A 23595-nucleotide genomic window follows, 5' to 3' on the forward strand; every position below is an offset into this window, starting at 1 on the left:
AAATTATCTACAGATACTGTCAGCAAATCCCTGGACACTTATCCCGCCGTGTACAAAACTATCTGCGGCGACCACGCGTGGGAGCCGATTCCGGGGGGAATCATTGGGGGGTGGGGGTCCGCCAGGCGCAAGCCGGCGGGCCCCCAAGTATTACCCTCAGCCGTTGTGACGGCTTCCGCTCGCCTGGACTGGGGCACCACCTACCAGGTCACCGTGCTCGAACTCGGACTCGCCTGCTGCGGAGTCGAAGTGATGGCAGCTCTCGACCGCCTTCCCGACCTCGGCGTCACGCCTGTCGACGGCGCGGGCGAGGCGCACGTTCTCGTCGTTTCCGGCACCGTCACGGACGTCATGTTGCCCGCAGTCCTCCGCAGTTACGAGGCCATGCCCGAACCTCGGTACGTGATCTCCGTAGGCGCCTGCAGCAACACGGGCGGCCCGTACTGGGATTCCTACAGCGTCACCAAGGGGATCGACCAGGCCCTGCCGGTCCACGTCGCCGTCCCCGGTTGCCCACCGCGGCCCGAAGCGCTGCTGGAAGGCCTCAAGGCCCTGCACGGGCTGGTGAACGCGTGACGACCCCCTCGGCCCCCTCCGGCGCCACCCCGAAGACCGCGTTCGGCCAGACCGTCCACCACGTGGAGCTCGCCGGCTGGCTCACCGCGGCCACCGAACTCCACGCCGCCGGCCACACGATGTTCGACTGGCTCGGCGTCGAGGACGCGGGCCGGCCGGGTGCCGTCGGTCAGCGCCACGCGGTGTTCCTGCACGTCATCGACCCGAGCACGCGCGCGGGCGTCATGCTGCGCACCGAACTCGGCCCCGACGAGGCGCTCCCGAGCGTCGCCCACCTGTGGCAGGGCGCGCGCTGGCACGAACGCGAAGCCGCCGAGATGTTCGGGATCACCGTCGACAGCGAGCCGGAGCACCTGCTGCTCCCCGAGAGCTTCCAGGGCCACCCGCTGCGCAAGGACTTCGTGCTCGCCTCCCGCGTCGTGCGCCCGTGGCCGGGCCGCCTCGAACCGGGCGAGGACAACACGAGCGCCCCCAGCAGGCGCCGCACCGCACCACCTGGCGTGCCCGACCCGTCGTGGGGCCCGCGCCGTGAAGAGGAGCAGCAGTCGTGACGAACCTTCCCCCGCGCACGAGGGGAGTCATCGCGCTGTTGGACGCCAACTGCACGGTCTGCATGATCTGCGCGCGCGAGTGCCCCGACTGGTGCATTCACATCACGTCGCACACCGAGGTCGAGGAGCAGCCCGGCAGCGCACGGCCGCGCAGTCGCAACGTGCTCGACCGGTTCGCGATCGACTACGGCCAGTGTCTGTACTGCGGCATCTGCGTCGAGGTCTGCCCGTTCGACGCCCTGCACTGGGCGCCGGACTTCGGTTATCCGGGCACGGGCTCGCTCGACGGCGAGGGCGCCGTGGCGGAGCTCGTCCACGAACGGGACGTGCTGTCCACGTGGGTGGAGAAGGTGCCGCCGCCGCCCGCGCTCGACGCCGCCGCGGAGGCCGCTCCGGAAACGGCCGCAGGAACCGGCAGGAGGCCTGGTTCGTTGAGGGGTAGGACGTAACAGACCCGGAGGCGCAACCGTGCACAAGCACTTCAACGGGTTGAAGACCGCCGTGCTGCTCGGCGGGATGAGCGCGCTGATCTTGCTGGTCAGCAGCTTGTTCGGCCGCACGGCGCTGGTCATCGGCCTGGTGCTGGCCCTGGGCGTGAACGCCTACGCGTACTTCAACTCGGACAGGCTGGCGCTGCGCGCGATGCGGGCGGTGCCCGTGTCGCAAGTGGAGCAACCGCAGCTCTACGCCATCGTGCGGGAGCTGTCGCAGAAGGCCCGCCAGCCCATGCCCAGGCTGTTCCTGAGCCCGACGGCCGCGCCCAACGCGTTCGCGACGGGCCGCAACCCGCGCAACGCGGCCGTGTGCTGCACCACGGGCATCCTGGAGCTGCTGGACGAACGGGAGCTGCGCGCCGTCCTCGGCCACGAGCTCGCGCACGTCTACAACCGCGACATCCTGATCAGCTGCGTGGCCGGAGCGCTGGCCGGCGTGATCACGATGCTGGCCAACCTGGCCATGTTCGCGAGCATCTTCGGCGGCGGCGACTCGGATGACGACGGCCCTGGCCCGTTGGGACTGCTGCTGATCGCCCTGCTGGGCCCGGTAGCGGCCACCGTGGTCCGCCTGGCCGTGAGCCGCTCGCGCGAGTTCCAGGCCGACCAGTCGGGTGCCGAACTGACCGGCGACCCGCTGGCGTTGGCCTCAGCCCTGCGCAAGATCGAGCTGGGGACGCGGGCGGCGCCGCTCGCACCGGAGCCGGAGGTGGTGTCGCAGAGCCACCTGATGATCGCGAACCCGTTCCGCACCGGGGAACAGTTCGCCAAGTGGTTCTCGACCCACCCGCCGATCGCCGACCGCATCCGCAGGCTCGAAGAGATGGCCAGGCGTTAACGCCCTGCCTTCGCCACGGCCATGAGGTACTCGCCGTACCCGGACTTGCCGAGCTTCTCGCCGAGCGCGTAGCACTCCTGCGCGGAGATGAAGCCCATGCGCAGCGCGATCTCCTCGGGACACGCGATGCGCACGCCCGTCCGGTGCTCCAGCACCTGCACGAACTGCCCGGCCTCGAGCAGCGAGTCGTGCGTGCCGGTGTCGAGCCACGCGAAGCCGCGGCTCAGGTCCACGAGCTGGGCACGCCCCTCGCGCAGGTACGCGAGGTTGACGTCGGTGATCTCCAGCTCGCCGCGCGGCGACGGCTTGAGGTTGCGGGAGATGTCCACCACACCGTTGTCGTAGAAGTAGAGCCCGGTGATCGCCCGGTTCGACTTCGGCTGCGCCGGCTTCTCCTCGATGGACAACAGCCTGCCCGTCGAGTCGACCTCGCCCACGCCGTACCGCTCGGGGTCCTTCACCTGGTACCCGAACAGCACGCAGCCGTCCAAAGAGGACGCGTGCTGCTGCAGGGTGGTGGAGAAGCCCTGGCCGTAGAAGATGTTGTCGCCCAGCACCAGCGCCACGTCGTCGTCCCCGACGAAGTCGGCGCCGATGATGAACGCCTCGGCGAGCCCGTTCGGCGCCGCCTGCTCCGCGTACGAGAACGACATGCCCCACTGGGACCCGTCGCCCAGCAACCGCCGGAACAGCGGTAAGTCCGTCGGCGTGCTGATGATCAGCACCTCGCGGATGCCGGCCAGCATGAGCACCGACAGCGGGTAGTAGATCATCGGCTTGTCGAACACCGGCAGCAGCTGCTTGGAGACGGCCTGCGTGATCGGGTGCAGGCGCGTCCCGCTGCCACCGGCGAGGACGATGCCCTTCACCGGTAGTTGGTGAACTGGAGGGCGATGCCGAAGTCAGAGCCCTTCAGCAGGGCGATGACGTCCTGCAGGTGGTCCTTCTTCTTCCCGGACACCCTCAACTGGTCGCCCTGGATCTGCGCCTGAACGCCCTTGGGCGCCTCGTCGCGGATCTTCTTGGCGATCTCCTTGGCCTTCTCGGACGTGATGCCCTGCACGAGATTTCCCGTGACCTTGAACACCTTTCCCGAGATGGCCGGTTCGCCCACCTCGAAGGCCTTCATCGAGATGTTGCGCTTGACCAGCTTCTCCTGGAAGACGTCGATCGCAGCCTTGCAACGCTCCTCGGTCTCGGAGGTGAAGGTGATCGCCTCCTCGCCGGCCCAGGCCACTGTGGTGTTGGTCCCGCGGAAGTCGAAGCGCGTGCTCAGCTCCTTGGCCGCCTGGTTGAGCGCGTTGTCGACCTCCTGCCGGTCCACCTTGCTCACCACGTCGAACGACGGGTCCGCCACGACTTCACTCCTCAACGATCTCGGGGTCACAGCCTGCTGCGATGCTACTGGGGTACCCCGATTTGGGGCGTCCCGAAGGGGTTATGTATTGTTCCGCCTGCACCGTTACGGCGGTGTGGGGCGGGTTGCCCGAGCGGCCAATGGGAGCGGACTGTAAATCCGTCGCGAAAGCTACAGAGGTTCGAATCCTCTACCCGCCACAGCAGGACGAAAGGCCCCGTGACCAGGGAGTTCCGGTCACGGGGCCTTTGTCGTGCTGTCCGGCTTTGTACGGCTCGATCTGGTCCTATACGGCGGTTCGCGCCAAGGGCACGTCAAAGTTTGGCGAGCCTAGGGACGCCAGGACCAGGCGTCGGGCGAAGTCCTCACCACCGTCAATGCACTTGGCGTAGACCCTCATGAGGACAGCGAGGCTGTGCCCTGCCCACTTGGCTACGCGCGGCGGCTCCACGCCCGCATTGAGCCAGTGAGACACGCAAGCGTGCCGTAGGTCATACGGACGCTTGGCCAGTGGCGTAGCGGCCACCTCAGGCGTGAAAGCGCGGGCACGAGCCATGCCCCACACGCGGCCGTAGGTCGAACTGGCCAGCCGTCCGCCGCGCTCGCCGACGAACAGCAGGCTATCGGGCGCGATGCCGAACTCGTCCAGGTGCTCCCAGGCGCTAAGCACCACCTCGGGCGAGAGCGGAACCGTCCGGCCCTCCGTCACCTCACGGTGCTTGAGACTGCGTTCCTCGTTCCTGGTACCGCTGTCCGTCCACTCCGCGCCCACCTCAGGTGCGGCGCTGTCGAGGTAGATCTCACCCCATTCGTGGACTTCCCATTGGTGCGTCTCGTCGTTCCACGTCCGCTCAGGCAATGAGAGGTCGTTCCGGCGAAGATTGGTCGCTTCCTCGGGGCGGAGACCAGCAAAGAAGAGAAGTTGAAAGAACAGCTTGAGCCTGCGGCCGATTCGTCCGCAGTCGGGCACCTCGTTGAGCACCGTGCGGAACTGCACCGAGTTCGCGACCGATCGGCGGTCGACCTCGTGGAAAACCGTCTTGCGTTTCGCCGTCTTGACCTGCGTCAACGGGTTCGCCGAGAGCGCCTTCTTTTCCACCGCGAAGTCGAGCGCCCCGCCGAACGTCACTCGTCGCAGGCGGATGGTGTCCGGTGCTGCCTTCTTTCCGTTCAACTTGCGCTCGAACTCATTGATCACGGCGCGAAGCACGTCAGGTTTGGTCAGATCGGCAACAGGGCGCGTGTTCCTCGACAACCAGGTGAGCGCATCGGCGATCTCGCACGGGTGGACCGCGTCCCGCTTCGCCGAGTTGAACAACACCCGCAGAGCCTTGCGCAACACCTTCTGAACGGGCCTGCCTCGCGAACTCGTGAGCATCGCTTCAGTGATCGGCGTGAGCGCGTCAGCAATAGACTGCCTGTGTCGCGGAGCCGCGTCCGGCCACTTCATGTCGACGTAGGCACTTGCAAGCTCGAACCACGACATTGACGTCGTTTCTTTTCGTACCAACGTGATCGGTAGACCAGACTCCACGTCGAACGGAACGCCGTCAGCAGCTGCGGTGACGAGTTTCGAGCGGAAGTTGTTTGCCAGTGCCTTAGTCGCCCGCGTCTCCCTGAACGGTTGGCCATCCACCGTCCAGCGCACGTAGTAGCTCACCTTGCGCTTGCCCCTGTAAGGCGCGCCGATCTCCCAGATCCGGACCTTCGTTGACGTGATCATCAGGCCGCTACCTCACAAGATCCGTACCAGGCTTCAATGTCAGTGCGATCGAAACGGAGTTGGCCGTTCGGCAACTTGGAGTGGCGCGGTGCGAGACCCTTTGCCAACCACTCGTAGAGGGTCGAACGCGACACCTTGAACTCCTTGCAGAACTCGGCCACGGTGAGCAATTCGCGTCGACTCATGCCTGTTCCCCCTCCGAGCTTTCGGCTGTCTTCGGGTCGGGCAGGTAGCGCGCCCATGCGTCTCCGAGGCCGTTAGGGCCATCGATCACGTAGCCCTTGAACGTCTTGCCAACGTTCTTGTAGGCGGTGACCTTGACGCCGTAGGCGCTGAGTTCGGTTGCCATTTGGCGGGCGTTGATCGGCCTGCCGTAGAAGTCGCCCCACGGCGCTTCGTCCATGCTGTGCAGGACGGCGAGGATTTCCACGGTGCTCATGCGGGTCACGCCACGGTCGGCGAACACGGTGCGCAGGTCGGAGAGCAGCCGGATTCGGTCGGACGTGGGGTTGGCCTGCGCTGCGGTGACGAAGTGCACGCACGCGGCCCGCGCGGTCTCCGGCCAATGCCCACCTGCCATGTCTGCGATGGCGAGTAGCGGTTCCCAGATCTCGGCCGCGCGGTCGGTGACGCCCTCGGGCATGTCGGGGTAGGCCGCGCCGACGCGTTCGCCCACCACTTCCATCCACGTGGCCAGAGCCTCACGGATCGGCGCGGACTGTTCCTCGACCTTGCGTTCGCGGAACGGCTCGACTCGTTCGTCGGGACGGCGGCGGCGCATGTGGATGGTGATGGCGCGGGTGGTGATGGTGTCGGGCATGTTCCCGGCGATGCCTGCCAACGCGGCGGGGGCATAGACGGGGAAGCGCTCGATCACCATGTTTCCCGCGTCGCCCTTGCAGCGCGCTACGGTCGCGGAGCGCTTGTAACCGGCGTTGACCAGGGCGCGGAGGTCCTCGTTCCCGCCACCCTTGTTGTCGAAGATCGCGTCGACCTCGTCGAACAGGATGGTGAGCGGTCCGGCCCCGACCATGCGGAACAGCGCGGCCGGGGTCGCGGAGAACGTCATCTCCGGCGTGCGGACCAGGTGGCGGGAGACCTCCAGGACGCGCGTTTTGCCAGAGCCAGGTTCCGCGCTCGACAGGACCAGCCGCGGAGTGATGTAGAAGTGCTCGGCTGCCCAGGTGTGGGCGTACCAGAGTGCCAGCATGGGCGCGCAGTGCTCGTCGGGGAAGGCGTTGTAGCGCGACAGGAACGCCTGGACGTCGTCGAGGATCTGAGCGCCGTGGAGGGTGGTCGTGGTCATGCGGCACCTCGCTCGGTGAACAGCGGCGTGGTCGGGTCGACGGATTCGGCCGGCAAAGTTCGCGGGCGGTCGGTACCTGCGGTGATGCCGTTGCGGACCGTCCGGCGCACCTTGGCGTCGGTGCAGTCGCACTCCCCGTTGATCAGGGGCGCGGCGGCTGCCATGAGATGGGCTTCTGCTGTAGCCGCAGGGAGAACGCCAGCGCCGACGAGTTGCCCGAGGGCGATGCCCGCGACGTACGCGGCCCTGTCGTGACCGCCTGAGACGGCCGCAGAGAGCTTGCGGCACTCCCCGTTGATCGCGGCGGTGACGTAGCGGGGCATCCGCTGTGAGGGCACCACAACGGGCGCTGAGACGGCCGTACGCGGCCTAGGAGTGAGGCAGTGAACCAACCACACCGGAAGGGGTAGAAGGGAAGCGTCCTCAGTGAGGCTGTACTCGCCGTCCGGGGTGATCGAGCCGGGGCCGACGACGTAGCCGCCGTGGGCGCGGGTGTCGACCTTCCACCCGAGTCCGTTGCCGTGCTCGCCCTCGGTGTTGCGCAGCTCCACAGTGGACGGCTCACGGAAGTAGAGGTGCGTTCCGCCACGGGCGGTGCCCACGGTGCGCGTCTCCCACGGGACGTCTTCCCCCGCCTCCGCACAGACAGCGGCGAACACGTCGTGACCGTCAACGACCCCCTCCCGGCTCCAGCGTGACGGGGGAACGTCCTCAGGCGACTTGCGGGTGTCCAGGTCGATCACGACCAAGCCGCTCGGTCCGGTGGCGATGCCGATGTTGAACGGCCCTGCCGACCAGCACCGCTCGACCACGTCCAGGTCGAGGGTGGCGCGCTGCTCCCATCCGAGGTGGCCGCCGTGGCACGCTCCGGTCCGGGGGCAACGCTCCGCCTTGTGCAGGGCGGGGCGCTTGGTGCCGGGGCGCAGCGGGAAGACGTAGAAGCCGTGTCGTGCTGCGGTGAGTGCGTGGTGCATGAGCCTGTCGCGATCTGTGGCGCTGCTCATCTCACATCTCCCAAGGTAACTGTGCGTAGCCGTATAAGGGCGTGCGGAGGGAAGGCCTAGGACCCGCGAACGAGTCCAGGCCGTGGCTTTGAGGGTGTTTTCGCTGGTAGGGCCAGCCGCGGCCTAGGAGTGCTAGTGCGCTGGCCACGTGGTGTGCGCGGCCCTAGTGGCTGCCCCTAGGGCTAGGGTCGGTGACGGCTAGAAGTCAGCCGATCCCTAGCCCGACAGGTCGTTACTCTCCGCGATCGATGCGGGCCGACTGGGCGGCGATCACCGCGTCCCGCTTGTAGCCCTGGCGGTTCTTCTTCTCGCCCTCCGGGGTGGTGCCCCACACCTGCGTCGGCTCGACCCCGTAGGCCTTGAGCGCACCGGCGAGGGTGCTGCCCGTCCACCCGTCGTAGAACTCCGGCCGCATCTCCGCTAGCCGCGCCAACACGACCTCGGTGTGGGCACCAGCCGCGCTGCCCGCCACGGCGGTGAGCGCGTTGGCGACGTCGTCCAGGACGCTTCCCGTCGTCTCCACCGTGGGCGTCTCCCCGGCCGCCATGCCCTTGAGCAACCCGAGCGCAGAGCGCAGGGCGCGGCCACGGGCGCAGATGGCCACGATGTCGGCTGAGGACAGCAGATCGGTGCGGACGATCTGGCCACCCTGCTCGGCAAGCTCAGAGTCATCCGAACCGAGCAGGATGCCGACGCCCTTGTGAGAGCGCTGGAGCTTCGAGGCGTCCATACCAGCCTGGTAGCTACCGGCACCGAGAATGGTGTCGGAGGCCTGCCACGTCATGACCTTCATGGCGAACCGAGAGCCGAGCTGGCCGCGCAGGCTGTCCGGGATGACCTTCCCGTCCGGCTTCTGCGTCGCCAGGTCGAGCATGTACCCGGCAGCCGGGCCGACCTTGGCCAGATCCGTAAGCAGCGCAAGGATTTCCGCGCCGTACTCGGGGTGCTCCAGGTACCGCTGCACCTCGTCGATTGCCAGCAGCGTGAGCGGCATGTTGAGACGCTTGTTGCGCGACATCGCCGGGGTGAGCTTGGCTTCCGGGCACACGTCCACGGGCAGCTTGGCCATGCGCTCGAACCGGTCGTTCATCTCCGCGACCATCTTGCGCAGCGTCGTGACCAGCAGCTCCATGACCTGGTCGCGTACGCCCGCGCCGTAAGCGACGGCGACGTCTTCGAACGCCTTCCACGCGCCGTCACCCTTGCCGTTGAACACAAACAGCTCCACGTACGGGTCAAGCGCGGCAGCGGCGGCGGGGATGCGCGCGCTGAACGTCTTGCCCATGCGCGGGATCGCGCCGACCAGCAGCGACGACCAGATCAGCGGCAGCGTCACCTTGCGGTCGCGAGCGTCCAGGCCGAACGGGATCGGCTGCCAGAAGTCGAACTCCTCCATGCCCGCCAACGGCGACGTGCGCGGCTTCTGCGCGAACACGTCCACATCGGACACCCACAACCGCACACGGCGCGCGGAGACCTGGTCAGGGTCGATGAACACCGTGATGGGGTTGACGTTCAGGCCCGAGGCGAGTGAGTCCCGCTTGACGACCGCCTGAGCTGCGTGCCTGCCGTACGGGAGGTCCACCACGGCCAGCCATCCGCGTCCCTCGCGCTGGATCGGCTGAGCGAACGTGACCGGGGTGTCCTCCTTGCACAGACCCGCACCGACGAACGCCCGCACCACCACATCGGGCGTGAGCTTCGACGCCTGCTGACCCAGCACGGCCGCCTTGACGATGGGCTTGTCCTCACGACGTCCCAGCAGACCGAACGCAACGATGGAGACAACGACCGTCCACAGCAGAACCGTCTGCATGGCGTCGGGGTACATCAGCCACACGACACCGAGTCCGAGCGCGGACAGGAACGTGGTGACCGCGCTGACCCGCAACCGCATCCGCACGTGGTCGTCACGCTGCCTCGACAGGGCAAGGTAGGCGGACGGGTCAGCGGCGTCGATGGTGGACTGGCGCAGCGTCCTGGACTCGGTGTCGAACGCCCAACGCTGCCACGCCATGACCGCACGGGCAGCACCGCGAGGGGAAGCCGCGGTGAGCTTCACGGTGTAGAGCGGGACGCGAACAGCGTGGTAGCGGGCGGTGTGGTGGCAGTAGGTCCACGCCCACCGCACGGTCGCCTCGAACTGGTCGCGGTCGGCGAGCCACGCCGGAATGATCGGCAGCAGCTCGCGGCGCGCGGGTCCCGCCAATTCGGCCGGCAAAGTCGGACGAGGTCCCTCGTCGTCGCCGACGATCTCGCCGTCGAGCACCTCGACCTCGTCGGCCTGGTCGAGCTCGACCAGCGCACCCGAGTCCTCGACCTCGTCGGGCTGCTCGGTGGCGGGGATGGGGAAGGCAACCACGTTGCTCACCTCCGTGTCGTCGCTGCGGTCGTCGGGGTTGGGGGTGGGGTGGCTCATCGCTGCGCCTCCGTGTCGTCGTCGTCGTTCAGGAGGTGGGTCAGAGCTGCGCCGCAACCGAGCACGACCACGGGAAGGCAGGACACGAACGTGGTGATCCACCACGGGGCCGTGGTGACACCAGCGGCGACCATGAGGTGGTAGGCGACCTGTCCGGCGGCACCGAGCACGAGGGAGCCGATCGCGGACCAGCGGGCGAACCTGCGGGCCTTGCTCGATCGGGTCCGGCCGGACAACCAGACCCGCAGGGCGTACGCGGCGTACGCCTCGACACCGATCGGGAGCGTGATCGCGGAGTTGATGACGAACGAGTCCGCGATACCGGGCAGCAGCCGGATCGGGCCGAACCCGGTCAGCTCGCCCAGACCCACCCAGCCACCCCAGATGGCCACGAACGCGCCCGCCGCGAGCAGCAGCAGCGGCCACGACCGAACCGGCTTCACCCGCGTCTTCACGACCGTGTCGGCAGGCGTCTCGGGCTGCTCGACCACGGCGGGGACCGGGTCCACAACCGCGCTGACCTCGGACACCGACGCGGGCTGCTCGACCGCGACCACGGGTGCGGGAACCGGCTGGACCACGGGGGCGGGCTCGGTGTCGGTGCCGGGCTGGTCGTCCGTGACGGGCTCGGCGATGGGCTCGGTGGTCTCGGTGGCAGGCACCGAGTGCAGACGGCGGACCGTGCTCACCTCGTCAGCCGGGTTCGGGTTGGCGGGGTCGAAACCCGTCTCCTCCAGGGCCGCGAGCACGGCGTTGGCCTTCGGCGCACCCACGTTGAACTCGGACTTGATGCGGTTGCGGGTGGGGATCTTGCCCTGGTCGATCGCGAAGGCCTTCACGCGCTCGGTGAGTTCGGCCACGGTGATCGGGTACGCGCTGGTCATCGCTTGCCTCCCTTGGCATGGGCGTGCTCGGTGGTGGTGACGGTGAGGGTCCGCACGACTCGCGCGGAGGTGACGAACGCGGGCACGGCCAGCACGACCGCGATCACCCGCCAGTCGGTGGCGTTGGTGAGGATCAGCCACTGCACGCCACCGATCGCGGCGGTGCCGAGCAGCGTCCGCAGCACGTTGCGGCCCGTTCGCGACACCTGGCGCGTCTTCTGCACGGTCTTGGCGGTGGCCCGCATGACGGCGATCAGGGCCAGCACCCCGAGAACGAGGGCCACGAGCATCCACGGCTCAATCCGGTCGATGGCGTTCACCGCTCGTTCTCCCTGTCCCGCAACGCGTTTGCGGACTGGACGGCCTTGGCGGCGAAGTGCCGCGCGCGGTCGTGCTCGGGGTGGTCGGGGTTCGAGGTGATCGGCGCGAGCAGCTCGACCTTGAGGTCGAACCAGGCCGCGACGACCTCGTCAGCGGCGTGCGGGTCCGGCGTGCGCTCGGTCCACACCGCTAGGACTTCGCTCAGCGACGGCGGCTGCTCGGCCGTGTCGTCGCGAGGGGTCGTGGTACACACTGGAGTTGCCTTTCGGTCAGGTGATCGGTGGGTGGCAACCCGGACCTGCGGTGTCTTCTGGCCGGAGTCGGCCGCAGGTTCGGGGTGATCAGAAACCCGAGGCGTCGGCCTGTCGGGCGGTGTCGAGCGCCAGGGCGAGCAACGGTCGGTGCGCCTCGTAGAGGTGTCCGCCAGCGGCGGTCACGGCGTCGGTGAGCTGGTCGAGGTCGCCGAACGGCCACCACCGGGCGGCAGCGGCGTCGTCACCAGCGGTCGCGGTGACCTGCTCGGGCAGCTCGTAGAGCGCGGCCGTGGTGCACACCCACGCGTGGTCGGTGTTGCGCCAGTCGGCGACGTACGTGGTGGCCAGGATCGTCGGCTGCACGTCGCCGAGGTCCACGCCGGTTTCCTCGTGCAGCTCACGAACCAGCGTCTTCGGGGCGGTTTCGCCGGGGTCGACCATGCCGCCCGGGATGGCCCACACACCACGGTCGCGGCGCTGAATGAGCAGCACCCGCCTGTCAGTGCCGGTACCGGCGACCACGATCGGGTCGGCAGCGGCGTTCTCGCCCCACTTGCCGAGGTTGCGACCGCAGCGTCCGGTGCGCCCGGTCGGGTTGAGCGGCTGGCCGTTCTCGTCCAGGTCGAATGGCAGCAGCGCGAGAGCCTGACGGGCGGACCAGTCGGGGACGTCGTTCGCGGTGACGAACGGCTCCGCCCAACCGTCCACAACGGACTTGGGCAGGCCTGCCGGGCGCAGCTCTTCCGGGGTGATGTCCACGGGGCTGTACTCGGGGAACGAGACCGACCACGAACGCTTGGTCTCCGGCACGGTCACGCCGGGGTGGTCAGGGCTTGCGTAGCGCTTGCGCATCACGCGGCCTCCGTTCCGAACGGCGCGGACGTGATGGCCTCGACGTGCAGGACGCGGACCGTGGCACCCAGCGCGCGGCGCTCGATGCGGCGGAACATCTGCGTGCGGGCCGTGCCGTCCAGCAACGCGGACGTCGGGGCGAACGGCAGGTCCGCCAACTCGTCCTGAACGTCGGCGATCAGCGCGTCGATTGACGCCTCGTCCAGCCCGTCCGGGCTGTAGGTGTGCTGGCCCATCCCGTAGGCCATGAGTTCGAGCGAGTCCACGGTGTCCTCCGCTAGTTGTTGAGACGTTCAGACGTCTGAACGTCTGGAACACAAGCTAGGGCGTGAACGTTGAGGTTGTCAAGACGTCTGAACAACCTAAGATGGAGACGTCTCTACCTCGATGAACGGGAGGCGGGCGTGGCCGCCAAGTACGACCGGATTGCTGCGGACCTGCGAGAGCAGATCCTCACGGGCCAGCTTGGCCCTGGTGAACGGGTGCGGGCCGAAGAGGAGTTGGTGGGCGAGTACGGCGTCAGCCGGAACACGCTGCGCCAGGCGCTCGCTGCCCTTGAGTCGGAAGGGTTGATCGTTCGAAGGCATGGCATCGGCACGTTCGTGCGGGAGGCTCGGCAGCGAATCTGCCGGACGACAGACCGCTACCAGTGGGAGAAGGATCGAGTGCTTCTCCCGCGCGAAGAGCGTGCGGCTACTGGTGCGACGGAGCGGGACACCGGTCTCGAAATGGATGACCTCCAGTTCAGCGCCGTCTACACCGAGGAGTCAGCGTCTAAAGGCCTTGCTGCCGTTTTCGGTGTCGAGGCAGGAACGAAGCTGCTGCGAAGGGTTCACACGACTCGAAAGCGGGGAGAGAAGGCGCCTCTTGCCTCTGGGGTGTCCTATCTCGTGTACGACGTCGCAGCAGAGAACCCGGAACTCTTGAAGTCGGAGAATGAGCCGTGGCCGGGTGGCACTCAACATCAGCTGTCAACCATCGGTATTGAACTGGACCGCATCGTTGATCACGTTTCGTCGAGGCCTCCTACTGCTGAAGAGATCGAGTCACTCGATATTGATCCTGGTGTCTCGGTTATGGTCATGAGAAAGATATCAATCGACACGACGGATCGGGTTGTCGAGGTTTCAGATATCGTATGGCCCGGAGATCGCATTGAGCTTCAGTACACGACGAAGCTTCGGCCGTGGCCTAAGCGGAAGTCGAGTGCGCGCGCTACCGGTTCAAAGGGCTGAGGATAAATGCCTATCGTATCTATTATTACGGCGGCGTACGCGCCGTCCGGTCAGTTCCTTATGGAGACTGCTGGCAGCGTCGCCGAACAGTCATTGCCGAACGGCTGGACTCTTGAGTGGATAATTCAGGAGGACGGCGAGCAGCCTGCGCTGGCAGACTCATTGACTGGCATTCCTGGCGTGCGCTACGAGGCTAATGACGGGCAGCTCGGTCTTGCGGTGACGCGCAACCTAGCTCTATCACGAGTCTCCGGCGAACTTGTGCAGGTTCTCGACCATGATGACCTGCTTCTGCCTGGAGCAATTGAGCTGCTTGTTTCGCGGTTCATCGAGAATCCGATTCACTGGGCAGTCGGGCAGGCCGATGATCTGATGCCAGACGGTGAGCGGCGTAGCTATCCCTCTGCGCTCGAATTTGGCGTGGTGCCACCAAAGGTGGTCAACGAGTGGGCTACGGAGCGGAAGGGGAACTGGCCCGTTCACTGTGCGGGATTGATGATGAGGACGGAGTCCGTCCGTGCGCTAGGAGGGTGGGCTGGCCTGCCTGCGGAGGACGACATTTCGCTGTTTGCCGCGCTGTCAGAGGTAACTAGCGGCTATTGCGAGGAAGCTGTTACTTGGCTTTACCGGCAGCATGCCGGACAGACGTTCCGTACCGAAAAGTGGAGGTCGCGTAGTGCGCGCGGTCGTCAGGTTGCGCTTCAGCGAGCGCGAGCCATGAGTAGGGCAGGAGTGCGGATCGAGGCAGTTCCGTTCGGTGGCAAGGTGGAATCAGCCGTCGAGATAGGCGACTCGATCAAAAAGCCTCGCAAGATCTAGCGCTCTGCTGTTCTGGCCTGCCTCTCCAGGGTCGGTAACTGCGGTAACTGCGGTAACCATGCAGGTCAGACGGTTACCGCAGTAGGTGCGGTTACCGATCGCTGCGGTAACCGACGTGGCGCGAGTGGCCTTCACGCCACACGGCCGTAGTCGGGCAGGGCGGCTGTAGCCGGAGGGGGTCTCCGGGATCGGTAACTGCGGTAACTGCGGTAACCATGCAGGTCAGGCGGTTACCGCAGTAGGTGCGGTTACCGATCGCTGCGGAAACCTCCGGTCTCCAGCAAGGGTGCAGGTGCCGCTTGGCTGTACGGCATTGGTACTTACCGCGGCAAGCGAAGTTCGCGTTGCCGGCGTTTGTGTCTGTGCTGGTGAGAGCGTTTCGCAGCGGAGGAAGGTTGCCGCTCAAAGTCGCCAATGGTTCACCCCCTCCGGTTTCAGCATCGTTCTGCCGTGGCGCGCTGTCCGCAGTAGGGCCGAGTTACTGAGCCGATCGGTAACCGCACCCTCATCGGTAACCTTCTGACCTGCACGGTTACCGCAGTTACCGCAGTTACCGACTTCTGAGATGCAGGGGGACATCAGGTCGGGGAGGTGCCCACCGCAAGTCCAAGCCCACCACCGTCAGGGACAGAAAGAGCTGCGCTGCGAGGCACGTGGGCGGCGGCTAGAACGCTGACGCGCCAAGGGCACGTCAAAGACCTCTTGCTATGCTCCAAAAGCCCTGGTCAGAGGGCAGGCGGGCGCCGGTCTGTAAATCCGTCGCGAAAGCTACAGAGGTTCGAATCCTCTACCCGCCACGCAAGACTGATGGGCCTCTGACCGGACAGGTCAGAGGCCCATCGTCGTATCGACGTTCGGACCGAGGGGGATCTCAGTGCGTACGCAGATGGCCACGGAGGCCGGCAGGACGACGGCGCCGAGCGAGGACCGGGCGTTGGTCGGGCCCCATCTCCTCGCGGTGCTCGACGGCGTGACGGCGAAGCCCGAGAACGGGTGCGAGCACAGCGTCGGGTGGTTCGCCGACCAGTTGGCCGCGGAGATCTTGCGGGTGGCGCACCTGGAGCCCGCCGAGGGGCTCAGGAAGGCCATCGAGCAGGCCGCTGAGCTGCACGGAGGCGCGTGCGACCTCGATCATCCCGACTCGCCGTCCGTGGCGATCGCGGTGGTGCAGATCAAGGACGACGTGCTGCGGTACCTGGTTCTCGGGGACGCCACGGTGGTGGTGGACACCAAGCAGGAGCTGCACGTCGTGAGTGACACGCAGACCAAGCGCACGGCCGGTGCGAAGGTCGAGGACGTCGCGCACGCGCTCACCGGTGAGGTGCCGCTTCAGGACGTACGGCGGGTGGCGATCCTGTCGGACGGGGCCGCGCGGGCGGTTGACCTGTTCAACCTCTTCGACTGGCGGCAGGCATTGGAACTGATGGCTGCTAACGGGCCGGACGACCTCATTCGGCGAATGCGGGCCGTGGAGAAGGAAGACGCCAAGGCCGTGGATTGGCCGCGCGCGAAGATTTCGGACGACGCCACCGTCGTTTACCTCGACCGGTGACGGCGGACATCACGCTGCTCAATGCCTAGGAGCCGGTTCAACGCCGCGGCGGCGGGCGATGGCGCGCATGTTGTTGTCGCCCCAGTCGCCCAACGGCAGGAGCGCCTCGTTCAGGCGCACGCCCAGCGGCGTCAGGGAGTACTCGACGCGCGGTGGGACCTCGTGGAACACCTCGCGGTGCACGATCTCGTCGGCCTCCATCTCGCGCAGCACCTGGATCAGCATCTTCTCGCTGATGCCGGACACGGAGCGGCGTAGTTCGCCGGTGCGCACCGGGCCGTGGTGCAGGGCCCAGAGGATGAGGGCCTTCCAGCGGCCGCCGATCACGTCGATCGCCGCGTCCAGTCCGCACGAGTACTGCCGTGGCTTCATGCTGGATCCTTACCAAAAGGTGGGTACCTGACAAAATAGTAGGTACTTGTCGCTTTGACGGCATCAAACCAGCATCTGAAGGCATGGGGATCAAGAAGACCGTGAGCGTGCTCGGCCTCGGCCGGATGGGCAGCGCGCTCGCCAGGGCCCTCGTCGAAGAGGGCTACGAAGTCACGGTCTGGAACCGCACGCCCAAGACGATCGAGAACACCAGAACCGCCGCAACGCCGCAGGAGGCGTTCAAGAGCGACGTCGTCGTCGCCTGTCTGTCCACTTACGACGTTCAGCAACCGTTGCTGTCCAACGAGATCAAGGTGCTCGTCAACCTGACGTCCGGCACGCCGGAACAGGCCAGGCAGACGGCGGAGTGGGCGCGCACCAACGGCGTCGAGTACGTCGACGGCGTGATCATGGCCGTACCGCAGCAGATTCGCACCGCACAGGCGAAGATCCTGTTCAGCGGCAACGAGAACCACCACGTGCTGCACGCGTTCGGCGAGCCGGTGCACGTGGGGGAGGACGCGGGGCTCGCCGCGCTCTACGACCTGGCCCTGCTCGGCATCATGTGGTCCGCCTTCACCGGCTACCTCCAGGCCGTGGCGCTGGTCGGCACCGAGGGCGTCACGCCCGAGCAGATCACGCCGATGGCCGCCGGCTGGCTCGCCGACCTCGGCACGATGCTGCCCGAGATGGGGCACGTGACCCAGACCCGGCAGTACGAGACCGACGTGTCCGCGCTCGACATCAACGTGTCGGGCCTGGCCCTGCTCACCGAGGCCAACAGGGCACAGGGCCTCGACGTGACCCTGCCGAAGACCCTGCACGACCTGTACGAACGCGCCCAGCGCAACGGCCACGGCGCGCACAGCATCGCGAGCGTCATCGAGGAGATCCGCAAGTGAGGTACCTGGGGAAGAAGGCCGTCGTCACGGGCGGCACGCACGGCATGGGCCGCGCGACGGTCGACAAGCTGATCGCACAGGGCGCCGAGGTGCTGCTCACCGGCCGCAGCACCGAGAAGGCCGAGGGCGTCAAGGCGCACGTCGTCAAGTCCGACGCGGCGAACCTCCAAGACGTCGAGAAGCTCGAAACCGAAGTGCGGGAACGACTTCAGAGCATCGACCTGCTCTTCATCAACGTCGGCTACTCGACGCTGACGCCGTTCCCGCAGGCCACTGAGAACGACTACGACCGCACGTTCGACATCAACACCAAAGGCGCGTTCTTCACCGCGCAACGCCTGGCCCCGCTCATCAACGACGGCGGCGCGATCGTCTTCACCACCAGCGTCGCCACCGAGCAGGGCGCCGAGGGCCTGACCCTCTACGCGGCGGCGAAAGCCGCGGTGCGGTCGTTCGCCAGGGGGTTCGCCGCGGAACTCGCGCCGCGCGACATCCGGGTCAACGTCGTCAGCCCCGGCTTCATCGACACCCCGTCGATGGGCGTGGTCGGCGCCTCGCCGGAGACCCTGCAGGAGTTCAAGGAGATCGGCGACCGCATCACCCCGTTGAAGCGCCACGGCACGATGGACGAGGTCGCGGACGCCGTGCTGTTCCTCGGTTTCGACGCCACGTTCACGACCGGCTCCGAGCTCGCCGTCGACGGCGGACTGGGTCAGGGCGTCCAGGTGTAAAAGATCTTCGAACGACCTGTCACATCTTCCGGGCCTGCCGGGTCGAGCAGGTACAGGACGAGGACAGGGAGAAGAAGATGAGGATCGCCAACCCGATGATGTCGGTGCCCGGTGCGATGCAGGCGTTGCTGGGGCTGTCCGAGGCGGCGGAGAAGACCGGGCTGGACAAGAACTTCCTGGAGCTGGTCTACCTCCGGGTCAGCCTGGTCAACAGCTGCGGCGTGTGCATCGACTACCACGGCAAGCTGCTGCGCAAGGCGGGCGAGACCGACGAGCGGGTCCAGTGCGTCGCAGCCTGGCGGGACGTGCCGTACTACACCGACGCGGAGAAGGCGGCGTTCGCGCTCGCCGAGGAGATGACGCACGTGCACGTCAGCGATGCCGTGTGGGCCGAGGCCGCGAAGCACTGGAGCGAGGAGCAGCTCGCCGGGCTCACGATCGCGATCTCCGCGATCAACGTCTGGAACCGGCTGAACGTCGCCACGGGGCAGAAAGTCGCCTGAGGAAACAAGGTTGAAGCCGGCGCGCAAGAGCTTCCTCTCTCTTGCGTGCCGGCCTCAGCGCGGAGCATACCCCATGTCGAACAGATGTTCGATCATTGGGCGATCGACGCGCCGTTCAGGACGCGGCGAGTGCCGCGCGGCCGTCGTCGGTCAGTTCAGCACCGACGCGCAGGCCGAAGCTCGTGGGCCGCGAGGCGCGCAGCAGGCCCGCGTGGACGAGGTCGTGCGTCGCCGTCCGGTCGCAGCACGGCAGTCCGTCGACGTACAGGTCGGGCTCCGCACCGCCTGTCACCTCGGCACGACCCGCGGCGACCGCCCGCAGCATCGCCCTCGCTCTGGCACTGAGTTCCATCTCGACCCCCCAGGTGTGGCGTCCGAATCCGCTTACCCCTTTGTCGAAATAGAGGCCGGATTCGTTCCACAAGTACGGGTTCGTTTGGGTTCTTCGCTTGTGTGAACGGGTAGATCATGTCCCACTAGGCCGTTCGGGTTGCGCCGACACGCCGGACGACGCGCGCAACGCGGGCCGCCGAACCCAGGTCGTCCAGCGCGGGCGGTAGCCGTTCGAGTACCAGAACGGCGTCGAGCGCGGGTTCGGCAGGGCGTGGTGGAGCAGCGTCGATGCCACGCCGGCGTCGTCCAGCACGCGGTGCGCGTGTGCGAGCAACGCGCTGCCGGCACCCGTGGAGCGCGCATCGGGCCGCACGCCGAGATGACCGAGGTAGGCGAACGGTCGCGCCGAGGCGAACCGGTCCATCCACGCCGCGTCCTGCGGCATGTCGACGTAAAGCATGCCGACGGGCGTGTCGCCGCTCAGCGCCAGCCACATCGCCTCGTGGTCGCGGTCGAGCACCTCGGCCAGCGCCGAACGCAGGTGCTCGGCGGTGTTGGCTCGTTCGGTGACCATCCCGAACGCCGTGTCGTACCGAACGGTGTGCATGTTGAGTTCCAGCGCGAAGTCCAGATCGGCAGCAACCGCCGGACGGACGACCACGGCAGACGGACGCGCAACGGCAGTCCGGCCGGCAAGACGTTCGGCGATGACGGTCAACGGCGCGAAACCGCGGTGGATCAACGGCAGCGCGGCCTCGGTCTCGTGGCTCGGCACCGTCACCATCGCCGCGGTCTCGGGATCGTCGAGGCCGGTCAGCCGGGTCTCCCACTCGTCCAGCAGCGACGGCAGGTCCCAGCCGTCGTACCAGGTCAGGCTGTGCAGGCGCAGCGGTCCCCAGGTCGCGAGCAGGGAGTCCGGGTCGGCCTCGCGGTAGGAAAAGGTCTCGGCCACGCCCCATCCGACCATGGCAGGGTCGGCTCTGTGGAGATCTACGTCGTGGACGCGTTCACCGACCGCCCCTTCGCGGGCAACCCCGCCGGAGTCGTCCTCCTCACCGAACCGCGCGAGGACGCCTGGATGCAGCAGGTCGCCGCCGAGATGAAGCACGCCGAGACGGCCTTCGTCACGCCCGACAACCACCTGCGCTGGTTCACGCCGGAGGCCGAGGTCGACCTCTGCGGGCACGCCACCCTCGCCACCGCGCACGTGCTGGGCGGCGACCAGGCGTTCACCACGCGTAGTGGGGTGCTCACATGCGCAAATGACGATGGATGGGTGCGGATGGACTTCCCCGCGGACCCGCCAGAGTTGACTGACCCGCCAATCGGTCTAGCGGAAGCGCTGCCACATGCGACGATCAAGGCCGTGGCGCGTGGGCGCTTCGACTACCTGATCGAGTTGGAGAGCGCCGCGGAGGTCCGTTCTCTGCGACCTGATGTCCAAGGACTGGCACATTTCCAGTCACGCGGAGTAATCGTGACGGCCCCTGGCGACGGCGATGCCGACATCGTCAGCCGCTGTTTTTATCCGGCCGTCGGCGTGCCGGAGGACCCCGTCACCGGATCGGCCCACTGCACCCTTGCGTCCTATTGGGTGCCCCGGCTGAAGCGGGCTGACCTGCTGGCGGAGCAGGCGTCACCCCGTGGCGGGCTCGTGCGCGCGACCCTGGCACAAGATCGCGTACTGCTCTCAGGGAGGGCCGTGACAGTGCTCCGGGGACACCTCGCGGTGTGACCACGTCTGGGTGAATCGACGTCACCAAACGTGCTCGACCTGCCATTTCGTCCCCCGAGCGGGGTACATTGGTGCCCCTGGAGGGGTCCTGATCGCCAAGTGCGGGACCCCTCAGTCACGCCTAGAGGTCCCCCCACCCAGGCCGACGAGGAGGCTGGATGTCCGACCGAGCGTCGGCCCCCGTGTCGGACTCGGCCGCCTGGTCGGCCAAGTCGACCAACCGCGCGTTCAGCGCGTTCGCCGTCACCCTCCTGGTGGCAGGCGTCGTCTGCGCGGGCATGGTCGCGGCATGGCTTCCGGAGAGGGAGACGACCTCCCTCTTCTGGATCGGCCCCCTTCTCGTCGTCGGCTTCCTGCTGGCGGAACAGCTCGCGATCAACGTCGACGTCCGCAGCGGCGTCGCCTGGACGATCTCCTTCACGGAGATTCCGCTGGTCCTGGGCTTGCTGGTCGCGCCGTTCGAGATCGTGCTCGCCGCGCACGTGGTCGCGGGCGTGGGCACGTTGCTCGGCCGCCGGATCCTGGACCGCGCCGTCTACAACGCGGGCCTCATGTTCATGGAGATCTCCGTGGCCTTCGCGGCCGCGACCGCCGTGAACAACTTGCTCGGCAAGGGCGGGCCGTTCTGGGCCGGCGCCTTCGTCGGCACCATCACCGTGCCGCTGCTCGCGAGCGTGCTGGGCCTCTGCGCGTTGCGCCTCATGGGCAAGTCGATGCGCGTCGGCAACAGCGTCCGTCTCGTGCTCCAGACGCTGGTCGTGGCGCTGCTGAACACCTCGGCCGGCCTCGTCGGCTACCAGATCGTCACCACCACCGAGTGGGGTGGCGTCCTCATCGTCCTGGTGCTCGCGGGCATCGTCGCCACCTACCTCGCCTACTCCGGGCTGCTGCGCGAACAGCGCGACCTGGAGGCGTTGAGCGAGGTCAGCCTCCGCGTCGCGAGGTCGGGCCAGCACGGCACCGGCCCCCGCCAGCCCGACGACGACCTGACCACCGGCGTCGAAGAGGACGAGTGGCAGCTCATCGCGGAACGCATCCGCGAGCAGCTCAACGCCAACAGGGTCGTGCTGCGCCTGCGCACAGACCCCCAGGAAGCCATGATCACCCTCGTCGCCGGCGAACCGCTGCCCGACGAGATGAACGCGACGGACCCCCGTGCCGTGCGCGAGGACCCGGTCCTCCAGCTGCCCGGCACGCACGTCCGCTACTACCGCGTGGCCGACGCGACCGAGGACGTCACCGAGGCCCTGCTGCGCCGCGACGCGCAGGAGGCGCTGGTCGTCCCGTTGCGCGGCGCGACCCAGCTGCTCGGCGCCGTCGAGGCCCACGACCGGCTCTCGCGCTGGCGCGGGTTCGGCAAGGCCGACATCCAGCTGCTGCGCACCCTGGCCTCGCACCTCGCGACGGCCGTGGACAACCGCCGCCTGCTCGCGAGGCTGCGCCACGACGCCTACCACGACCCGCTGACCGGCCTGCTGAACCGCGCGGGCTTCCGCGAGGCGTGCGCGGAGCCGTTGCGCGAGTCCCAGCGGGGCGTGGTGCTGCGCATCGACCTCGACATCCTCTCGACGGTCTCCGACGCGCTGGGCCAGGCCTGGGGCAACCGGATGGTCGTCGCCGCCGGCCGCCGCCTCCGCGACGCCCTGGGCGCCGACGTGCCGCTCGCTCGTCTCGAAGGGGGCGCGTTCGCCGCGTACCTCGACGACGAACGCGCGGCCACCGCCCACGAGACCGCCGAACGCCTGCGCGCCGGCCTGTCCGTGCCGTACCCGGTCGACCGGCTGACCGTCGAGGCCTCCGCGGTCGTCGGCTACGCCTCGAAGGCCGACTCCGAGACCGAGGACCCGGACCCCGACGTGTTGCTGCAACGGGCCGACGTGGCCGTGCGCGCGACGTCCGAGGGCACGCCGGTGAAGGCCTACGCGCCGTCGATGGGCCACCTGTTCCTGCGCCGCTTCCAGCTCGTGACGCAGTTCCGCCAGGCCGTCGAGACCGGCCAGATCTCGGTGCACTACCAGCCGAAGGTCGCGCTGCCGTCCCGCCAGGTCGTGGGCGCGGAGGCGTTGGTGCGCTGGACGCATCCCGAGTTCGGCCGCGTCGACCCGGACGAGTTCGTGCCGGCCGTCGAGGCCACCGGGCTCGTGGACGTGCTGACGGACTTCGTGATGGACCGCGCCCTGGAACGGGTGCGCCGCTGGCTCGACCGCGGGCTGCGGATGTCCATCGCGGTCAACCTGTCCGTGCGGACGCTGGGCGACGAGGACTTCCCGAACCGCGTCGAGGCCGCTCTCGAACGCCACGACGTGCCGTCCGGGCTGCTGACGTTCGAGCTCACCGAGTCCGGCGTGATGGCCGACCCCGAACGGGCCCTGCCGGTGCTGCGGCGCCTGCACGCGATCGGCGTCGTGCTGGCGGTCGACGACTTCGGCACCGGCTACTCGTCACTCGCGTACCTGCGCCAGCTGCCGGTCGACGAGGTGAAGATCGACAAGTCGTTCGTGCTCGGGATGGGCACGGACCTCGGCGACATGGCCGTGGTCCGGTCGATCGTGGAGCTCGGGCACTCGCTCGGTCTCGTCGTGGTCGCCGAAGGTGTCGAGGACGACGCCGCACGCGACCAGCTCGTCGGGATGGGCTGCGACGTGGCCCAGGGCTACCTGATCTCCCGGCCGCTGTCCGAGGACCGCTTCGAGGCGTGGCTGCGCGCCCGAACGGTGCAGGTCAGGGGTGCTCGCGATGAGACGGTGCTCACCTTGGTCCACTAAGGGACCCCCCGGATTTCGTTCTTGGTTGAGGCGTGTTGTAGAGTTGTCCTCGCTCGGCAAGAACGAAAG

27 protein-coding genes and 1 tRNA gene are annotated in these 23595 nt (G+C 67.5%); 13 read left to right on the top strand and 15 right to left on the bottom strand.

The genetic code is table 11. The features are described 5' to 3' along the window. The first annotated feature begins 165 nt into the window (after positions 1–165). Genes ACFWNN_RS21855 through htpX form a run of 4 tightly spaced genes read left to right on the top strand, consistent with a single transcriptional unit; the run spans position 166 to position 2459 of the window. A complete protein-coding gene (locus tag ACFWNN_RS21855) occupies positions 166–576 on the top strand; it encodes an NADH-quinone oxidoreductase subunit B (RefSeq protein ID WP_191298138.1) in 411 nt (136 codons plus the stop codon). Next, the gene (locus ACFWNN_RS21860) at positions 573–1127 is read left to right on the top strand and encodes an NADH-quinone oxidoreductase subunit C (RefSeq protein ID WP_382441749.1); all 555 of its coding nucleotides are present in this window, start codon (positions 573–575) and stop codon (positions 1125–1127) included. The genes ACFWNN_RS21855 and ACFWNN_RS21860 overlap by 4 nt, the downstream gene beginning before the upstream one ends. Next, positions 1124–1576 (top strand): 4Fe-4S binding protein, encoded by a 453-nt coding sequence (locus ACFWNN_RS21865; RefSeq protein WP_382441750.1) that lies wholly within the window; start codon positions 1124–1126, stop codon positions 1574–1576. The genes ACFWNN_RS21860 and ACFWNN_RS21865 overlap by 4 nt, the downstream gene beginning before the upstream one ends. 19 nt (positions 1577–1595) lie before the next feature. Then, positions 1596–2459 carry a zinc metalloprotease HtpX gene (htpX, locus tag ACFWNN_RS21870; RefSeq protein ID WP_382441751.1) on the top strand — a complete coding sequence of 288 codons (864 nt, stop codon included), beginning with the start codon at positions 1596–1598 and terminating at the stop codon, positions 2457–2459. Here htpX and rfbA read toward each other — a convergent pair. Both rfbA and ACFWNN_RS21880 read right to left on the bottom strand, forming a co-directional pair. Beyond that, positions 2456–3328 carry a glucose-1-phosphate thymidylyltransferase RfbA gene (rfbA, locus tag ACFWNN_RS21875; RefSeq protein WP_382441752.1) on the bottom strand — a complete coding sequence of 291 codons (873 nt, stop codon included), beginning with the start codon at positions 3326–3328 and terminating at the stop codon, positions 2456–2458. The two genes, htpX and rfbA, sit on opposite strands and share 4 nt — an antisense overlap. Further along, a complete protein-coding gene (locus tag ACFWNN_RS21880; RefSeq protein WP_045309744.1) occupies positions 3325–3816 on the bottom strand; it encodes a YajQ family cyclic di-GMP-binding protein in 492 nt (163 codons plus the stop codon). Before ACFWNN_RS21880 ends, rfbA begins: the two co-directional genes overlap by 4 nt. 119 nt (positions 3817–3935) lie before the next feature. On the opposite strand from ACFWNN_RS21880, the gene ACFWNN_RS21885 reads away from it, so the two are divergent. After that, positions 3936–4016: transfer RNA gene (locus ACFWNN_RS21885), tRNA-Tyr, on the top strand. Between the two features lie 86 nt (positions 4017–4102). Here ACFWNN_RS21885 and ACFWNN_RS21890 read toward each other — a convergent pair. The 10 genes from ACFWNN_RS21890 to ACFWNN_RS21935 form a co-directional block, all read right to left on the bottom strand. Then, positions 4103–5539, bottom strand: a complete 1437-nt coding sequence (locus ACFWNN_RS21890) for a tyrosine-type recombinase/integrase (protein WP_382441753.1) — start codon at positions 5537–5539, stop codon at positions 4103–4105. Beyond that, entirely contained in the window at positions 5539–5781 is a 243-nt protein-coding gene (locus ACFWNN_RS21895; protein ID WP_382441754.1) for a helix-turn-helix transcriptional regulator, read from the bottom strand. Before ACFWNN_RS21895 ends, ACFWNN_RS21890 begins: the two co-directional genes overlap by 1 nt. Continuing rightward, complete coding sequence (locus tag ACFWNN_RS21900; protein ID WP_382441755.1) at positions 5721–6845, bottom strand: DUF3631 domain-containing protein; 1125 nt, start codon at positions 6843–6845, stop codon at positions 5721–5723. The genes ACFWNN_RS21895 and ACFWNN_RS21900 overlap by 61 nt, the downstream gene beginning before the upstream one ends. Beyond that, positions 6842–7849, bottom strand: coding sequence for a bifunctional DNA primase/polymerase (locus ACFWNN_RS21905; RefSeq protein ID WP_382441756.1), 1008 nt, complete (start codon positions 7847–7849; stop codon positions 6842–6844). The genes ACFWNN_RS21900 and ACFWNN_RS21905 overlap by 4 nt, the downstream gene beginning before the upstream one ends. 232 nt (positions 7850–8081) lie before the next feature. After that, entirely contained in the window at positions 8082–10268 is a 2187-nt protein-coding gene (locus tag ACFWNN_RS21910) for a hypothetical protein (RefSeq protein ID WP_382441757.1), read from the bottom strand. After that, positions 10265–11152, bottom strand: coding sequence for an ABC transporter permease (locus ACFWNN_RS21915; RefSeq protein WP_382441758.1), 888 nt, complete (start codon positions 11150–11152; stop codon positions 10265–10267). Before ACFWNN_RS21915 ends, ACFWNN_RS21910 begins: the two co-directional genes overlap by 4 nt. Next, positions 11149–11472 carry a hypothetical protein gene (locus ACFWNN_RS21920; protein ID WP_382441759.1) on the bottom strand — a complete coding sequence of 108 codons (324 nt, stop codon included), beginning with the start codon at positions 11470–11472 and terminating at the stop codon, positions 11149–11151. The genes ACFWNN_RS21915 and ACFWNN_RS21920 overlap by 4 nt, the downstream gene beginning before the upstream one ends. After that, the gene (locus ACFWNN_RS21925) at positions 11469–11726 is read right to left on the bottom strand and encodes a hypothetical protein (RefSeq protein WP_382441760.1); all 258 of its coding nucleotides are present in this window, start codon (positions 11724–11726) and stop codon (positions 11469–11471) included. The genes ACFWNN_RS21920 and ACFWNN_RS21925 overlap by 4 nt, the downstream gene beginning before the upstream one ends. Positions 11727–11814: 88 nt before the next feature. Continuing rightward, a complete protein-coding gene (locus ACFWNN_RS21930) occupies positions 11815–12579 on the bottom strand; it encodes an NUDIX domain-containing protein (RefSeq protein ID WP_382441761.1) in 765 nt (254 codons plus the stop codon). Continuing rightward, positions 12579–12845: a hypothetical protein gene (locus ACFWNN_RS21935; RefSeq protein WP_382441762.1), complete on the bottom strand. Its 267-nt coding sequence runs from the start codon at positions 12843–12845 to the stop codon at positions 12579–12581. The genes ACFWNN_RS21930 and ACFWNN_RS21935 overlap by 1 nt, the downstream gene beginning before the upstream one ends. 138 nt (positions 12846–12983) lie before the next feature. Here ACFWNN_RS21935 and ACFWNN_RS21940 point away from each other — a divergent pair, with 138 nt between their 5' ends. The 3 genes from ACFWNN_RS21940 to ACFWNN_RS21950 all read left to right on the top strand — a co-directional run bounded on the left by ACFWNN_RS21940 (position 12984) and on the right by ACFWNN_RS21950 (position 16185). After that, on the top strand, positions 12984–13814 hold the full coding sequence (locus ACFWNN_RS21940) for a GntR family transcriptional regulator (RefSeq protein ID WP_382441763.1): 831 nt from the start codon (positions 12984–12986) through the stop codon (positions 13812–13814). A gap of 6 nt (positions 13815–13820) precedes the next feature. Then, complete coding sequence (locus tag ACFWNN_RS21945) at positions 13821–14633, top strand: glycosyltransferase family 2 protein (RefSeq protein WP_382441764.1); 813 nt, start codon at positions 13821–13823, stop codon at positions 14631–14633. A gap of 874 nt (positions 14634–15507) precedes the next feature. Further along, positions 15508–16185 (top strand): protein phosphatase 2C domain-containing protein, encoded by a 678-nt coding sequence (locus tag ACFWNN_RS21950; RefSeq protein ID WP_382441765.1) that lies wholly within the window; start codon positions 15508–15510, stop codon positions 16183–16185. An 18-nt stretch (positions 16186–16203) separates the two neighbouring features. On the opposite strand, the gene ACFWNN_RS21955 is transcribed toward ACFWNN_RS21950, so the two are convergent. After that, entirely contained in the window at positions 16204–16557 is a 354-nt protein-coding gene (locus ACFWNN_RS21955) for a winged helix-turn-helix transcriptional regulator (RefSeq protein ID WP_382441766.1), read from the bottom strand. Positions 16558–16640: 83 nt separating this feature from the next. Here ACFWNN_RS21955 and ACFWNN_RS21960 point away from each other — a divergent pair, with 83 nt between their 5' ends. From ACFWNN_RS21960 to ACFWNN_RS21970, 3 genes are all read left to right on the top strand, one after another. Further along, complete coding sequence (locus tag ACFWNN_RS21960; RefSeq protein WP_382441767.1) at positions 16641–17459, top strand: NAD(P)-dependent oxidoreductase; 819 nt, start codon at positions 16641–16643, stop codon at positions 17457–17459. After that, entirely contained in the window at positions 17456–18190 is a 735-nt protein-coding gene (locus ACFWNN_RS21965; RefSeq protein ID WP_382441768.1) for an SDR family NAD(P)-dependent oxidoreductase, read from the top strand. Before ACFWNN_RS21960 ends, ACFWNN_RS21965 begins: the two co-directional genes overlap by 4 nt. 77 nt (positions 18191–18267) lie before the next feature. Beyond that, complete coding sequence (locus ACFWNN_RS21970) at positions 18268–18693, top strand: carboxymuconolactone decarboxylase family protein (protein ID WP_382441769.1); 426 nt, start codon at positions 18268–18270, stop codon at positions 18691–18693. 115 nt (positions 18694–18808) lie between these two features. Here ACFWNN_RS21970 and ACFWNN_RS21975 read toward each other — a convergent pair whose 3' ends face one another. Continuing rightward, positions 18809–19045: a hypothetical protein gene (locus ACFWNN_RS21975; RefSeq protein WP_382441770.1), complete on the bottom strand. Its 237-nt coding sequence runs from the start codon at positions 19043–19045 to the stop codon at positions 18809–18811. 114 nt (positions 19046–19159) lie between these two features. Further along, positions 19160–19978 carry a GNAT family N-acetyltransferase gene (locus tag ACFWNN_RS21980; protein ID WP_382441771.1) on the bottom strand — a complete coding sequence of 273 codons (819 nt, stop codon included), beginning with the start codon at positions 19976–19978 and terminating at the stop codon, positions 19160–19162. A gap of 30 nt (positions 19979–20008) precedes the next feature. Here ACFWNN_RS21980 and ACFWNN_RS21985 point away from each other — a divergent pair, with 30 nt between their 5' ends. Then, positions 20009–20761 carry a PhzF family phenazine biosynthesis protein gene (locus ACFWNN_RS21985; protein WP_382441772.1) on the top strand — a complete coding sequence of 251 codons (753 nt, stop codon included), beginning with the start codon at positions 20009–20011 and terminating at the stop codon, positions 20759–20761. A gap of 158 nt (positions 20762–20919) precedes the next feature. Further along, the gene (locus ACFWNN_RS21990) at positions 20920–23526 is read left to right on the top strand and encodes a putative bifunctional diguanylate cyclase/phosphodiesterase (RefSeq protein WP_382441773.1); all 2607 of its coding nucleotides are present in this window, start codon (positions 20920–20922) and stop codon (positions 23524–23526) included. Positions 23527–23595: the final 69 nt, after the last annotated feature.

This window comes from Lentzea sp. NPDC058450 (assembly GCF_042721395.1).
GTDB lineage: Bacteria > Actinomycetota > Actinomycetes > Mycobacteriales > Pseudonocardiaceae > Lentzea.